General features: G+C 53.9%; 11 protein-coding genes and 3 pseudogenes. 3 read left to right on the plus strand and 11 right to left on the minus strand.

What is annotated here, in order from left to right:
* Positions 1-337 precede the first annotated feature (337 nt).
* On the plus strand, positions 338-5,461 hold the full coding sequence (locus RHM55_RS23215) for a RecQ family ATP-dependent DNA helicase (protein WP_322178508.1): 5,124 nt from the start codon (positions 338-340) through the stop codon (positions 5,459-5,461).
* Between the two features lie 75 nt (positions 5,462-5,536).
* Positions 5,537-5,869, plus strand: a pseudogene (locus RHM55_RS23220) (DUF4113 domain-containing protein); the annotation flags it as partial.
* Positions 5,870-6,097: 228 nt separating this feature from the next.
* On the opposite strand, the gene RHM55_RS23225 reads toward RHM55_RS23220, so the two are convergent.
* From RHM55_RS23225 to RHM55_RS23275, 11 genes and pseudogenes are all read right to left on the minus strand, one after another.
* Positions 6,098-6,280, minus strand: coding sequence for a hypothetical protein (locus tag RHM55_RS23225; protein ID WP_322178509.1), 183 nt, complete (start codon positions 6,278-6,280; stop codon positions 6,098-6,100).
* Positions 6,281-6,328: 48 nt separating this feature from the next.
* Complete coding sequence (gene tspO / locus RHM55_RS23230) at positions 6,329-6,769, minus strand: tryptophan-rich sensory protein TspO (RefSeq protein WP_322178510.1); 441 nt, start codon at positions 6,767-6,769, stop codon at positions 6,329-6,331.
* Between the two features lie 161 nt (positions 6,770-6,930).
* Positions 6,931-7,047: pseudogene (locus RHM55_RS23235) on the minus strand (transposase); the annotation flags it as partial.
* Positions 7,048-7,666: 619 nt separating this feature from the next.
* Positions 7,667-8,644: a DMT family transporter gene (locus RHM55_RS23240; protein ID WP_322178511.1), complete on the minus strand. Its 978-nt coding sequence runs from the start codon at positions 8,642-8,644 to the stop codon at positions 7,667-7,669.
* A complete protein-coding gene (locus tag RHM55_RS23245) occupies positions 8,641-9,213 on the minus strand; it encodes a TetR/AcrR family transcriptional regulator (RefSeq protein ID WP_322178512.1) in 573 nt (190 codons plus the stop codon). Before RHM55_RS23245 ends, RHM55_RS23240 begins: the two co-directional genes overlap by 4 nt.
* A gap of 179 nt (positions 9,214-9,392) precedes the next feature.
* Positions 9,393-9,623: pseudogene (locus tag RHM55_RS23250) on the minus strand (transposase domain-containing protein); the annotation flags it as partial.
* A 143-nt stretch (positions 9,624-9,766) separates the two neighbouring features.
* Positions 9,767-11,308, minus strand: coding sequence for an IS66 family transposase (gene tnpC / locus RHM55_RS23255; RefSeq protein ID WP_322178513.1), 1,542 nt, complete (start codon positions 11,306-11,308; stop codon positions 9,767-9,769).
* Positions 11,309-11,372: 64 nt separating this feature from the next.
* A complete protein-coding gene (tnpB, locus tag RHM55_RS23260) occupies positions 11,373-11,708 on the minus strand; it encodes an IS66 family insertion sequence element accessory protein TnpB (protein WP_322178514.1) in 336 nt (111 codons plus the stop codon).
* A gap of 2 nt (positions 11,709-11,710) precedes the next feature.
* Positions 11,711-12,007 carry an IS66 family insertion sequence element accessory protein TnpA gene (gene tnpA / locus RHM55_RS23265; protein ID WP_322178515.1) on the minus strand — a complete coding sequence of 99 codons (297 nt, stop codon included), beginning with the start codon at positions 12,005-12,007 and terminating at the stop codon, positions 11,711-11,713.
* Positions 12,008-12,432: 425 nt separating this feature from the next.
* Positions 12,433-12,687, minus strand: coding sequence for a hypothetical protein (locus RHM55_RS23270; protein WP_322178516.1), 255 nt, complete (start codon positions 12,685-12,687; stop codon positions 12,433-12,435).
* A gap of 105 nt (positions 12,688-12,792) precedes the next feature.
* Positions 12,793-13,638, minus strand: a complete 846-nt coding sequence (locus tag RHM55_RS23275; protein ID WP_322178517.1) for a hypothetical protein — start codon at positions 13,636-13,638, stop codon at positions 12,793-12,795.
* A gap of 350 nt (positions 13,639-13,988) precedes the next feature.
* On the opposite strand from RHM55_RS23275, the gene RHM55_RS23280 reads away from it, so the two are divergent.
* Entirely contained in the window at positions 13,989-14,399 is a 411-nt protein-coding gene (locus RHM55_RS23280; RefSeq protein WP_322178518.1) for a hypothetical protein, read from the plus strand.
* Positions 14,400-14,480 lie beyond the last annotated feature (81 nt).

Below are 14,480 nucleotides of genomic sequence, written 5' to 3' on the forward strand. Positions count from 1 at the left end.
TACGTGAATCGTGAGTCACATGCTGACGCGGTTATTCTTACGAATTTCGGGGAAATTGATCCGACTCAGTGCGTCGCACGATCCAGAGATGTGTTCGTGAAAACTGAATTCGAGGAGTATTTCGGCAAAATGAAGGGCTAAGACCTATTTACTACCGCAATAGCTATGAAACTTATGGATCCAAAGACCTTCTTGCGCCGACAATCTCCCTGCCAACAACGGGCTTCGATAAGCATCTTGAACATTGGATTGCGTATTGCCCGCTTTTTAGCGCGTTTACTTGTCTTCGATTGGCCTGCTAGTAATTGCGCCAGATCCTCCAAGGACTATTCATCGCATGGATTCATCGCCTCCACTGAAAGCCCTTATCTTTGATCTGGAGGCAGTTCCCCCGACAGACAATCAGGCTGCCCGAATTATCAAGCTAGGTGCCTTGAGGCCTGACACCGGAGAGACGTTGGAACTCAACACCTCTCGCAACCTAGTCGATGCTTTGGCCCAGCTGGATCAGCTCTCAGAAGGCGCCACTTGGGTGCTGGGGCATAACGTTATCGATCATGACCTCCCTTTGCTAAAGACGAATGCACCAGGGCTCGCATTGCACGACTTGGGTGTGATCGACACTCTGCGATTATCTCCGCTCGCCTTCCCGCGCAATCCGTACCATCGGTTGATCAAGGACTATAAACTCATCAGGGAGAGTCTGAATTCACCTTTGGCGGACTGTCACTCCACCTTGACTTTGTTTCAGGATCAGAAAGCCGCCTTTGCTCAATTGTGGACGGCAGATCCTAAGGAACTGCGATGCTATCAGAGCCTGGTCGCGCCTTCAGGCAGTGATCTGGAAGCCGTATTTTTTGATGCAACCCAACTACCGCCGCTTGCGCGAAACGAGCTGTCAATCGCTATCCAGGATCTGCTGCGTGAGTCGGATCCGATGTATGAGCGAGACCTGAAGGTCTGCCGTACCCGCCTGACGAAACTGCTCGATCATGATTTGTCTGACAGCGAGATGCACTGGCCGGTGGCGTATGCATTGGCTTGGCTGCGCGTGTCCGGCGGCAATTCGGTTCTTGCCCCCTGGGTGCGGTATCAATTTCCGGCAGTGACTCAGTTGATTGCTGAGTTGCGCGATGTGCCATGCGGCAATTCGGACTGTCAGTACTGCAATACGACCCATAATCCTCGTAGTGAGTTGAAGCGCTATTTTGGTTTCCCTGATTTCCGGTACGAGAAGGACGGGGAGAGCTTGCAATACGAGGTTGTACTGGCCGGTATGCGCGGTGAAAACGTCCTCGCGATTCTCGCTACAGGCGGGGGGAAATCACTTTGTTACCAGTTGCCGGCGCTTAATCGTTACCACCGAAATGGTAGCCTGACAGTGATTGTCTCGCCGTTGCAGTCACTGATGAAAGACCAAGTGGACGGTTTGCTGGAGCGAAACGTCCAGTGCGCTGCTAGCCTCAACGGGATGCTCACTATGCCCGAGCGAGCAAATGTCCTTGAGAAAATTCAGATGGGGGACGTCGGGATACTTTTGGTCTCCCCTGAGCAGTTCCGGAACAAGGCGTTTCGCAGCGCAATCAAGCAGCGGCAGATCGGTGCGTGGATTTTCGATGAGGCGCACTGCCTGTCAAAATGGGGTAACGACTTCCGCCCGGACTACCTCTATGCCTCACGATTCATTAGGGAATATCACAGTGGTCAGCCGTACGCTCCCATTGGTTGTTTCACTGCCACAGCGAAGCCGGATGTTCTGGCTGACATACGAGCCCACTTCAAGGACGGACTAGGCATTACGTTTCAGGAGTTCCTTGGCTCCCACGAGCGTAATAACCTGAGTTTTTCGGTATTGCCATGCACTCGCGCGGAAAAGTGGCCCAGGGTGCATCATCTTCTTGATGACAACCTAGGCAGTCGGGAAGGCGGCGCGGTCATCTTTGTCTCAAGCCGTAAGAGCGCCGAGGAACTCTCGGAGTTCCTCGTAGGGCAGAGTTGGCCTTGTAAACATTTCCATGCGGGTCTTGCGCCAAATGAGAAAGCGGATATCCAAGACGACGTCAAGAGCGGCAAGCTCAGGGTCATTGTGGCTACGAATGCCTTCGGTATGGGCGTGGACAAGTCCGACATTCGATTGGTCGTGCACGCAGACATACCTGGGTCTTTGGAAAATTACCTCCAAGAGGCTGGTCGGGCGGGTCGAGATCAGGACGATGCCCAGTGCGTGTTGCTCTACGATCCGCAGGACATCGAAACCCAGTTTGGATTGAGCGAGCGCTCGAAGCTGAGTCTGCGAGATATCCAGCAAATCCTGCGCAAACTGCGGTTCGAGAGTAGTAAACGCAAGGGTGGCGAGCTTGTCATCACTGCTGGCGAAATCCTGATGGACGCTTCGGTGGAGACGAGCTTTGCCGCTGAAGACCGGGACGCCGAAACCAAGGTGACAACGGCTGTCGCCTGGCTGGAGCGAAGTGAATATCTCAAGCGTGAAGAAAACCAGACCCGCATTTTTCCTGCGCGGCCAGGTCTTACTGCGCAGGAAGCCGAGCAACGTCTAGTGAAGGCCAATTTGCCTGATCGTCGCCTGGCCGAGTTTAAAGCCATCCTCACCTTCATTTATGAGGCTGGCGCTGATGAGCGTATCAACACCGACCAACTGATCGCACTGACCGCTCAGTCTCATGAGGAAGTCGCGGGCATCCTGAAACAGATGGAGCAGATGGGTCTTCTTATCAACGACTCACAGCTGACTCTCTACGTAAGACACGGTATCGCTGGGTCTTCCATGCAGCGCCTTGGTCAAACGTTAAGCCTCGAGAAGGCCCTGTTCGAACTATTGCCGGAGCTGGCACCCGACGCGGAGCAAGGAGGCTGGCAAGACCTCAATCTCACGCCACTGACCACGGGTCTGCGAATTGCAACAGGGCAGAAGGACTTACTGCCGTTGCATGTGCTCAAGCTCCTGCGCAGCCTCGCCCAAGATCGTGATGGCGAAAGCCAGCAGCGAAGCAGTTTTGAGCTTCAACCGATAAATCGTGACTACCTGAAGATTCACATCAGCGGCGGCTATACGTGGGCAAAAATAGAGGCTTTCGGTAAGAAACGCCGTGTTATCGCTAGCAAAATCATGGATTTTCTAATCGACAGACTTGCGCCTGGGGCTCGGAGCAAGGATCTGCTGATTGAGACAACTTTCGGCCAGCTTGTCGGGGTAATTGAAGGGGATCTCGAGCTTTCTCAATTGATACCAACGCCACAGCGCCGCAAGGCTGTGGAGCATGTACTGCTCTATTTGCATCAGCAGGAAGTGATCATTCTGAACCACGGGATGACTGTGATGCGGCGTGCAATGACGATTGAGGTCAATGCGGAGAAGAAAGGTAGTTACCTCAAGGATGATTATTTACGGCTCGACGAACACTATCGCGAAAAATGTATTCAGGTTCACGTCATGCGTGAGTACGCCGAGCATGGCCTCAAGGAAATGGCACATGCCTTGCGCCTAGTGTTCGACTATTTTAGCCAATCCAAGAGGGACTTCATCCAGACCCACTTCCCGGGGCGCGAAGATGTCCTGAAACTCGCAACGAGCGAAGACTCCTGGAAGTCTATCGTGCATGCGCTAAGCGCCAGCCAAAGGCTAGTGGTGGCCGACAATGACGATCAAAACCGCCTGGTGCTCGCGGGGCCTGGTTCTGGCAAGACGCGGGTCATCGTTCACAGGATCGCCTACCTGTTGCGTGTAAGGCGCGTACCGGCCAGTAGCATCATCGCTCTGGCCTTCAATCGCCACGCAGCCACCGAAATCCGACGACGCCTGCTCACTTTGGTTGGCGCGGATGCCTATGGCGTCAGTGTCATGACCTATCACGGGATGTCCATGCGGCTGACTGGGACTCGATTCGAACGCGGAGAAGTCGTCGATGAGGAAAAGCTCAAGCTAGTAATCGAGAGTGCCGTGAGGTTGTTGGAAGAGGGCGGGAAGGGTGATGGTGATGATGACCTGTGCGAACAACTGCTGCGAGGTTACCGCTACATCATGGTCGACGAGTACCAGGACATCGACGAGATGCAGTATCGCCTTGTCAGTGCGTTGTCTGGTCGCAATGCAGAGGAAGACGGGCAGCTCTGCATTCTCGCAGTCGGAGATGACGACCAGAATATCTACGATTTTCGCGACACCAATGATCGCTATATCGAAAAATTTTGTGAGGAATATGGCGCTCGAATTAGCTATCTGGTCGAGAACTATCGTTCCAGCTTGAACATCATCAATGCCTCAAACAGCGTGATAGGCGTTAACCCCGACCGACTTAAACTCGAGCACCCCATCCGAATCGACAAGGCACGAGTCGAGTTACCAACTGGCGGTCATTGGGAGGTTCGAGACCCTCAGCGTCAGGGACGAGTGCTTCGGATACAATTTCCAAGCAGTGATCGGAAGATGGGTAATCTCCAGGCCCAAGCGGTCGCGCAAGAGATGCGGCGCCTGATTAATCTGGAAGATGAGCCTGGATGGAATAACTGTGCGGTGCTCGCAAGAAACCATGCCTACCTCAAGCCTCTGCGAGCGTGGTGCGAGCTAAACGACGTCCCTTATTTTCTGGCCGCTGACAAGGAGACGGGATTGCAAGTTATGCGTCAGCGAGGGTTCGTCAGGGTTGTGAATGCCCTGCGTATCTGTGAATTACCGCTAACCCCCAGCAGTGCTCTGCACATGCTAACGCCTCATTTGATGGATGAGCATTGGGCTATTTTCTTTGATACAGCGTTCATGCACCTCACCGTGGAGGTTGGGGATTGTCAGCTATCTGGACGTGCCGTCGTTGACTGGCTCTACGAGTATGCCCGGGAGCTTCGTCATCAACCCCGAAAAGGGCTTTATCTCGGCACCGTCCATTCGGCTAAGGGCCTGGAGTTCCGCCATGTGGGTCTCCTCGACAGCGGTTGGTTGGACAGCCCGCAAAAAATTAACGATGAACGTCGGCTGTATTACGTCGGAATGACCCGGGCTGAAGAAACATTGACCCTCTGCGAATTTTCCTCTGGCAACCCCTTCAGCCGTCAGGTTTCGGGGGCCGTCTTGAAAAGCAATTTTGTAGGTGAACACGATGCTCGACTTGATAAGGGTTACAAGCAGCTCTCGCTCAAAGAGATAGACCTGAGTTATGCCGGCCGCGAACATCCTGATTCCGGTATCCATGCCGCGATTGCCGATTTGAGGCCAAACGATCCTCTGTTCCTGAAACCCGATCATGAACGTTTCCTGATCCTGGACGGACAGGGCAGGGAGGTGGGCCGTACCTCCAAGGCGTTCACGCCAGGTATCGACATTGAGCAATGCCAGGTGGCCGGGATTCTCGTGCGATACACGGAAGATAATGGAGAAGAATACCGGGCAGGCATGAAAGTCGATACTTGGGAGGTCGTGGTGCCAAGGATAAGCGGTAGATCGCTCTGATCTCCAGATGCTGGGCATGGCCTAATGGTTTGGTGATTATTTGAAGAACACCCCGTTCGAAATGTCCGCAGGACATTTCCGACTGACGACGTTCGTTTGATGACAAAGGCAGCGGTGGAAGCGGTAGACCGAGTTTTCAGGCCCGGTTTCAAATACAGTAAGGCCGAGGTGCTCCTGCTTAACCTTTGCCAAAAAGGCGAATACACGGATGACCTTTTTTCGATCTCCCAGCCCGAAGCGACCGAGAAAGTGATGGGCGTGTTGGACGCAATAAATGGGAGGTGGGGTAGGGGGACGATGCGCTTGGCGAGCGTGCCTGTGGATCCGGACTGGGGTATGCGGCGGGAGATGATGAGTCAGAGTTTTACGACGCGGGTTGATCAGCTTTGGACGGTTTACTGCAAGTGAGGCGACCTTCGCCATCGGCAGAGCGCCGCCGACGATGAAGAGGGATAGTCTGAATTATTCCAAATTAAGGCCCAGCGATAATTATTGCTGAGCCATGATTTTTTGGCCCGCATGGATGGTGTTAGAGGAGAACTCAAAATTACATCCTGACGAGCGCTGCCGCAGACGGCCAACAACAGGTCAGGCCTAGGCGCTTTACCCAACACACTGCGAGCAGTCAAAACGGGTTTACACCAGCGTGCGAGACAGAAGGGTATTTGCCGTTGCACTTGTAGGGTAACCGTCGATGCCTACTGCACTTGCGTTGTAGGTAACGTCAGCGCGGACGAACTGCCTGAGACGTCTCCAGTCCTGATGGTTCAGGCAGTCGATATAGCCCTGGTAGATTTCGACCAGCTCCTTTCTTGTCATAGGTTTCTCTCCATACGTGGGTTTGAAGTAGCCTATCGGAATTCATCATCAGCGGTTATTGCGCAAGATGGAAAAATTCAATGCCGCAGCTAAACAAAGCCACGCAAGGTAAGGAAATAGAATCAAGCCAGTGATCACGTCAAGCTGCATTGCCATCACCACCATTGCAGCGGCCACAAGCCAGAGTAATGTCAGGATCAACATGCTGGCGAAGATTTGGTGCGCGCCGAAGAACACCGGTGTCCACAGCGTATTAAGCGCAATCTGCGCCGCCCATAAAGCCAGCACCACCTGACTTCCAGGTATCAAAGTTAACCGGTATCCGGCCCAAGCGAGCAACAGATAGATAATCGACCAGGCGACGGGAAACAGCCATTTGGGTGGCGTGAAGCTCGGTTTAGCGAGAGATTCATACCACTGGCCAGGTTTGAAAAGAATGCCTGTGCTCGCCGCAGCACCACATGCTAGTAGAAATATAAGAAAGGTCATCACTTGTCCTTGGCTGAGGTCAGCTATCTGAGGATGCAAATCCTTGTCGGCAGTATCAAAGAGAAGATGCCTGATGAAGCGGAAAGTTTAAATGGATGGATGACATTTTCGGGTCACCGAAAGTGAGCCCGTCGATGAAGCGAAAAATTTACATAGACTGTCTTGCTGATACCGAGCAGTCGATCCTTACCACCAGAGTTGTGTTGCCTCGGTGTCAGTCCCAGCGAGGCGGCAAAATGTCGGCCATTGGCAAACTGACGGGCATCACCGAGAGCGACGATGAGCGCGGTGGTGTTGGCGCCGACGCAGATTGCTCCAGTTGCCGAGATGTCACTGGCCCAGTCTGTTCTTCGCGAACCATTGCCGTTGCTGAATGTGTGTAGATTTGGAGGTGGGTTAGTCTTGCTTCAGCACTTGGGTCAATTCGGCGTCGACGTCAACAACATTATCACTCTCCTAGGCCCGTCGAGACTCATATTATTTATCAGTCTCTGCGTACGCTATGTGGCGCGGCCGGGCCTGTAATACTTATAAAACGAGATCCAGCCTTTCGCACTAACTGGCGCCACTCGCCATCGCTGATAAGCCCCTCTATTTCCATCTTGTCTGCAACCTTTAACAGCTCGTGGTACTGCTGCTCAGCGTTCATCCAAGTTGCTGGGTGCTCAAGGATCCTACCCCACGAGGCCAGCGCCCGCGTTCTTAGCTCACCCATACAACATCAACCCCTTGAAGCGTGATATCAGATAGCCACTACACATAAAAAGTCCAGACATCTCTTCACTCTTCGCTACGTAACCGTCCGCCCAACACACGTTCCCGACCCCAACACTTAGGGCAATGATTCCAAATCAATCCAAAGCGGACACCTGAAATGCCCATACCGGCACAGTCGCATTAGTTTTGGCTAGGGTCAGTTATCCCACCATGCGTCTCGAAGCGTGTTTGCCTGCGATAAAAGGCGTGAATTGCCCACACCACCCCTACAAATAGCAACCCTGTCCCAAGCGCCTCCATAGGAGAGGGCCAGCGTTGGTTGATGAGCAGGCCCATCGTAGTTGCATAAATGGTTTCGCTGGCGATCAATTGCCCGCTTAGAGCCAGAGGTAGGCGCCGAGTCGCGATTGACCATGCCCAGGCACCTGCAAGGGTGGCCCCTAACCCCTGAATTAACCCACAGATTATTAGCGCCTGAGTGCCTGCTAACCCGCTTGGATGGCTAGCGAAGTGGGACAGTTTCAAGTACAGCCCAACTGGGATGAAGGCCAGCATTTCGACGCTGCACATGAAGATCAGCATGGCTGACCACAACATGGGAGATATGCTTGGGCGTTGAGCCAAAGCACTTTCATTTAACAATCCAAAACCAGTCCAAAATCCAATTGCCATTAACGATGCGAGCAGCCCAAGCAGTATCGAACCGGTCGGGAGCACCACCGTTGCGCTGCTAAAATCAAACACGCTCAGGTTGACCAAACTTATGCCCAATGCCGCCATCAGCAGTGGCCCGGCAATGGCGCGCCAGGGCACGCTGGAGCTTCGCATGTTGCCGGTAATCGCGAGCACGATCGGTACTGACCCCATCATCACCGGAGGGATCACCGGCCCAGCAGCCAAGACCGCAGTGGTAATCAGAAAGAAGTAACCGATGTATCCCAAGAAGCCCAGCAGTGCGGCGCAGGCCCAGTCACTCAGTCGCAATTTCCGCACTTCGCTACGGTAAACAAACAGCACTAGCAGGCTACCTAAACCGGCAAAGGCATAGCTCACCACAGCCAGATCAAAAAGGCTGTAATCGCCGACCAGCCCAGGAAAGATGTAGAGCAGCGACCAGGAAAAAGTGGCGGCAATGGCCGCTAATAAGCCTAGGGTCATACGCTCTGCTCCTGCTGGCCCTGCTTCCGGATCCAGCAATGAGCTACGTGCCGGGCAGTGTCGAATACCCGCACGTCCTGGCCCATGGCGCCGCTGACAAAACTGCCCTCCAGCAAGATAAACAGCCCCTCAGCAACTACGTCAGGGTCGCTTATACCGGCGCTCATGGCCAATGCAGTAAGATTTTCGCGTATCCCTTGCTTATGCCTGCTCACTGCCAAATGCACAGGGTGGCTAAACTGGGGAAATTCAGCCGCGCTGTTGACGAATAAGCACCCGCGCCCGCTATCTTGCAAAAGAAAGCGTTGATACAAATCGAAAAACGCGAGCATGCCACTGACCGGGTCAGGATGCCCTGCCAAAGTGCGCGCTACCTCTTCACGCCAGCGTCGGTCACGCTCCTCAAGGCAAGCGACTATCAGCGCATCCTTGGAGGGGAAATGGCTGTATAGCGTCATTTTGGTAACACCCGCCATCGCGGCGATGGCCATCACACCAGTAATGTATATACCTTGTGACAGAAACAGCTTCAGCGCTGAGTCAATCAAGCGCTCACGGGTATTGTCCAATTTAAGGCACTCCGGCATAAGGGACGGAGTTGACTATACTGACCGGTAAGATTTGGGTGCGTCCAATTACGACCTGAATCATGGCCGCTACGACACAGACCGCAGCAGGCCAACGCAGCAGTAAATCTTAGGATTTGGCCAATCAGGAAGTTCGCTACGCTAGCTAGGCGCCCCCTGCATCAGCTTGGATAAACGGACGCCCATTTATGCGGCAGCAGCTCGGTAATTTCATTCGCCCGCTGCGTCGGCAGTCGCGTGAGAACATTCTTCAGGTAGGCATATGGATCATGTCCATTAAGTCGCGCCGACTGGATCAAACTCATGATCGCAGCCGCCCGTTTTCTGATGCGTAGCGATCCGGCAAACAACAAATTCGAACGCCCAAGGGCCCACGGCCGGATCTGGTTGTCGGGTAGTCAGACGCGGTCACCCGCATCCAACCCCCTAAGAACCGTGCATGCGAGTTTCCCTGCACACGGCTCAAGCCTCTGCGAAGGCGCTGTTAATAGAGGGCCTTACGCGGCCTCAAGGTAAGCCTCCAGCCCAGCCACCTTTACGCGGTGGCTGTTCTCAAAGGCAGCAGCTCATCCAGCCGGCTATTCGGCCAGGTCGGCAACTTCTCCAACGTATCTTTCAACCACGCACTCGGCTCGATACCGTTCAATTTGGCTGTCGCCAGCAAACTCTGGATCGCCGCCGCCCGCCGACCCGCGCGCTCTGACCCGGTAAACAACCAATTCTTCTTACCGACAGCGATCGGCCGAATGACGTTCTCGACGGGATTATTATCAATGGGCAAGTCACCGCTCAGCGCGTAGCGCGACAGCGCTGGCCAGCGCTTGAGGCTGTAATCCATGGCTTTGGCCAGGCTGCCACCATTGGCCACGCCTTGACGAGTCGATTGCAACCAGTCGTGCAGCGATTGCAACTTGGGGTCTGCTTCTTGAGCGCGCAGTTGTTGCCGCTGTTCTGTGTCGAGTTTGCTGCCGCGCCCTTCGATCTCGTAAAGCTCGGCGATCCTTCGCAGTGCCTCAGCGGCCACTGGGCTCTGATTGGCCGCATGCAGTTCGAAGAACTTGCGCCGTGCGTGGGCCATGCAGCCGACTTCGGTAACCCCCAAGCCAAACAACGCCTTGTAACCGGCATAGTCGTCGACCACCAGATGACCTTTCCAGCCATCCAGAAACGCGCGCGCATGCGCACCGCTGCGCCCGGTTTGATAGTCGAACACGGCGAGGCCCGGCCCTTCATCCAGGTCGTTGCTGCGGTAGGCCCACAGATAGGCCCGTTTGGTTTTCCCCTTGCCCGGATCAAGCTGCTGCACCGGTGTTTCGTCGGCATGCAGAATCAAACGCTGGCGCAACAGTTCGGCCAGTCGATCCGCCAGCGGTTGCAGGGCAAAACCATAGCGGCCAATCCACTCCGATAAGGTCGAACGCGCCAGAATGACGCCGTCACGACTGGCAATCTGTTCAAGCCGATACAGCGGCAAATGATCGAGATACTTGCTGATCAAGATCCAGGCAATCAAACCGGGGGCTGCCATACCACCGTCGATGACAGCCGGTGCAACGTCGGCGGAGACAATCCTTTCGCAAGGACGGCAGGCGTACTTGCTGCGAATATGGCGGTGGACGAAGAACTTCGCGGGTTCGACATCGAGCTGCTCGGTGATGTCCTCACCGATTTTCACCAAGGCACCACCACACTGGCCGCACACGCAGACTTCGGGTTCGTGATGATGTTCGATGCGCGGCAGATGTTCCGGCAGCGCCTGACGCCCGGCTCGCGGACGCTGAACCCGCAGTTCAGGCACTTGCACCTCGACTTCAGCCTCGATGGCGGCGCAGTCGGCGTCCATGGTTTCGTGAAACAGATCGCGCTGCTCGGGCGACAGGGCTTCGTTCTTGACGCCGAAACGGATGCGCTTGTATTGAGCGAGTTCGAAGGTCAGCGCCTGGATTTTCAGAGCGTCAAGCTCAACTTTGGCGCGCAACCTCTTCGCTTCTGCCTGGAGCGGCAAAAGCTCGGCGACGAGCTGTTCCCGCAGTGCGGGATCGAGGTTCAGGGCGGTGAGTTTGTCAGAAAAAGGCATGGGCGGATTTTACTGGAAACACCCCCGTCATGCCTGAGATCGAGCGGTTCTAACGCGTTTTTTTTTACACCTGCCACTGGTGGATCGGACGCGCTTCCAGGCGCTGCCAGTCCACTCCTGTGATCAGCCATTGCCACTGGGCCTGGGTCAGCGTGAAGGTTTTGTCACCCTTGCTCGGCCAAACGAAAGACCCTTGATGCAAGCGCCGCTGGCTCAGCCAGACGCCAGTGCCATCCCATTGTAAAAGCTTGAGCCGAGTGCCTCGGCGGTTGCGAAACGCATAGGCCGTGCCGTCACATGGCGAGCGCCCCAGCGTTTGTTGAAGGCGTGATGAAAGGCCATCTATACCCAGACGCATGTCCATGGGATCGAGCACCAGCCAGACTTGATCAGGCAACACCATCACACCATCTCTCGCAGCAATCGCGCCAGCCAAGCGGGTTCGACCGAAGGCGACAAAACCAACTGCCAACCGTTGGCATGGCGCAGCAGTACTTCAGTCGTGCCAATGGGTTTACTGACTTTGACGGGAACTAAGGTCAGGGTATCGCTGGCTCGCTCGTGGATTCTTACGCGATAGCCAAACGCTTTGGTTTTAAGGCTATGTAGCTGGCAGTAAGCGACTTGAGTGAGGCCGCTGACCTGCCACTGTTCAATGTGTTTTGCCCAGAAAACACGGCGTGACTGAAGTGATTTCATCAGAGTGTCCCTTGAAAACCACAACATCTCAGAACGCAGGATCAGATTACAGGTGGCTGGGCTGGAGGCTTACGCCTCAAGTATCAATGCAGGAGGAAATATCACAGGCGCTGAAACTGTGTTCTCGCTCCAAGGCAGCCGTTGTCGAGATGTTCAGTGATTTACGCATGGGGCGTGCAATTGAGCTGGAGGGCATCGGCGGACTGGTTGAGGACATATCCAATTCGTTACTGCGTAATTCCCATGCGCTGATCAGTGTGGCGCGCTTGAAGCAGTCCGACGTATAACCGATACCAACGCGAAGGTTTCGAGGTCGTCACCACGGTCGATGGGGGCGTATACGTCGTTGCTCACTGGCTTTTTGAAAATGTTGCTTTAGACAGGTTCGACAGGGTTCATTGATGTCGTCCAGGGGCGTTTGTGTATCAAAAAATCGAAGGTAAAGGGAAGTAGAAATGGCTATCCCGAGAAGCATTCTGGATGCCCAAAATATTGATTTTGGCGTCAACGTCACTGGGTACCTGTGCTGCACCGAATTCCAACCGCCGTGTTTGATAGGCATTGTTTTTACAGACGCACGGGGCCGCTTTGCGGATGGAAGAAGGATCCGTACGTCCAAGATCGAAAAAGTCTTTCAGCTCCAGGGCTATCTGCTCTGCGAGACGTTTAGCGGCAGGCATGGGACTCCCCTCGATGCGTCAAGCAAGTTCCGTTCCTCCCAATCGCGCCTGGAATAAAAAAGGCTCCTTCCGGAGCCTTCTCTTTCAAAAAATAGCTATAGCGAGTCAGTAAAAAATACCGAACAGATCACCATGGTCTACGAATTGACGCGAGTCGCATAGAACCTGCTCCAAAAGGAGGGGTCGCGCGCTGCTTTCTTGGCGTACCAAGGATCGGAGCAGTATGCATCTCTTAAACGTAGTGATCCCCGCGCTCGCCTTTCCGCCTCCTGCAAGGTAATGACTCCAGCTTCCAAAAACTGGTTCCAATAGCTGTCTTCCTTCAGAATCGCAGAAGGTTTTTGCGTGGAAGTCATAGTAGGCATGGGTTATCTCCGGCACAACGCTTACAAGGGATGCTATTACAGTCTCTATCATGTGCTGGATGTTGTCCAGCGTCTGCCCTCTCACCCATCTGAGTGGAGGTACTCCTAAGCGTTCACAACCAGTGATCTGGTCAGGATGGGGAGCGAGATGATCTGTACTCCCGTACTTGATTGCAGAGCATAACATGTTGTCAAGGCGTCGACGAAGCGCCAAGTCAGACAGCCCGTCGGGATCTCCGACGAACGTGAGACCATTATTGTTGGCAAAGGTCGCAACAGCTGCATAGATTGAAGATCCACCGAGACCGGGATTGCTCTCTGAGACGTCTAGCCAGGTTTCGATGGAATTTACGTAAACATTAAAGAAAATATCTCTTTGAGCTGTTTTGAAAGCGAAATCGTAGCGAAACGTCTCAGGTCGATCTTCCACTGCATGGATGCTGTCCAGGGTTGAACCCGGCATGAAGCGCTCCACGACTTGCATGAGGTTTTTTTCTCCGGATCGCGGGTTGAAAAAAAGATCCTCCTCTCTTGACAGCACCAAAAGCCACTCGACTGCAAAAGCCCCATTTTCTCTAGTAGCCATTCTCAACCTGCTCATGCGATCGGAGCAAAAGCCCAGTAATTTCATGCCGTGATACGGCGGAGGCTATGCTTCGCGCTCTAGGCTGATTTTTCTTCAGGTACGTTCATTCCATACGGCTCACGCTGGCTATCGCCTGTACAACTCCGTAGCCTCGGAAGCCTATATTATTCGATAGGTTCGGGCGATGCCGTACGAAATTGGAGCCGATAATTTTAAGACGAAGGGGATGATTACGGAACGGTGCCGTTGAGCCTGGCAGGAGCAAATTGCGTAGAGTCTTGAGCGATGCTCTTGGGGAATTTGCTGAGTTACATTCCCGAGCTTCGATAAATTCAAAAAACCGGTGATCAATGCGCAGTAGAAATGACGGAATTTCAATCGGGCTGGTAATTATTTTTGCTGCTGCGGCCTTTATTACTTATGAAGTCTGGCAGTTTTCAGAGGCATTGCATGTGTCCTTTGACGCCGGGTCAGCAATTTTCGGTTGGACGGTTGCTGCTGCCGTATTTTTATTAGTGATCCATTTCAGCGCTGGTTTTGGAGTTATACCTCTGGAGCTTACTTGGCCAATTGCGCTTGGAATGATCTTTCGAGGTTTCTGGCCAGCGATCAAGGAGTGGGGTGAGAAGATTCCTGTTCTCCATGGCAGTGAATTTGCTGGACTCGCATGGTGGGCAGAGTGGTACACGTTGTGGCCGATATTGATTGCTCTTGTTGTGGGCGGGTACGGGTTCAGCTCATCTTTCGATCGACGTTACTGATTCAGCATCATTCTTGGAGCAATGACGTTCATGCCATTAGTGAATGTCATCGTCTCCCCAAACGGCACGCTTACAAGCCGA

Source organism: Pseudomonas sp. MH9.2, assembly GCF_034353875.1.
Taxonomy (GTDB): Bacteria; Pseudomonadota; Gammaproteobacteria; order Pseudomonadales; family Pseudomonadaceae; genus Aquipseudomonas.

Bases quoted from the DNA above. Each gene is read 5' to 3' on its own strand.
- RHM55_RS23215 (WP_322178508.1), top strand. From the start codon at position 338: ATGGATTCATCGCCTCCACTGAAAGCCCTTATCTTTGATCTGGAGGCA.
- RHM55_RS23225 (WP_322178509.1), bottom strand. From the start codon at position 6,280: ATGACAAGAAAGGAGCTGGTCGAAATCTACCAGGGCTATATCGACTGC.
- tspO (WP_322178510.1), bottom strand. From the start codon at position 6,769: ATGACCTTTCTTATATTTCTACTAGCATGTGGTGCTGCGGCGAGCACA.
- RHM55_RS23240 (WP_322178511.1), bottom strand. From the start codon at position 8,644: ATGACCCTAGGCTTATTAGCGGCCATTGCCGCCACTTTTTCCTGGTCG.
- tnpC (WP_322178513.1), bottom strand. From the start codon at position 11,308: ATGCCTTTTTCTGACAAACTCACCGCCCTGAACCTCGATCCCGCACTG.
- tnpA (WP_322178515.1), bottom strand. From the start codon at position 12,007: ATGAAATCACTTCAGTCACGCCGTGTTTTCTGGGCAAAACACATTGAA.
- RHM55_RS23270 (WP_322178516.1), bottom strand. From the start codon at position 12,687: ATGCCTGCCGCTAAACGTCTCGCAGAGCAGATAGCCCTGGAGCTGAAA.
- RHM55_RS23275 (WP_322178517.1), bottom strand. From the start codon at position 13,638: ATGGCTACTAGAGAAAATGGGGCTTTTGCAGTCGAGTGGCTTTTGGTG.
- RHM55_RS23280 (WP_322178518.1), top strand. From the start codon at position 13,989: ATGCGCAGTAGAAATGACGGAATTTCAATCGGGCTGGTAATTATTTTT.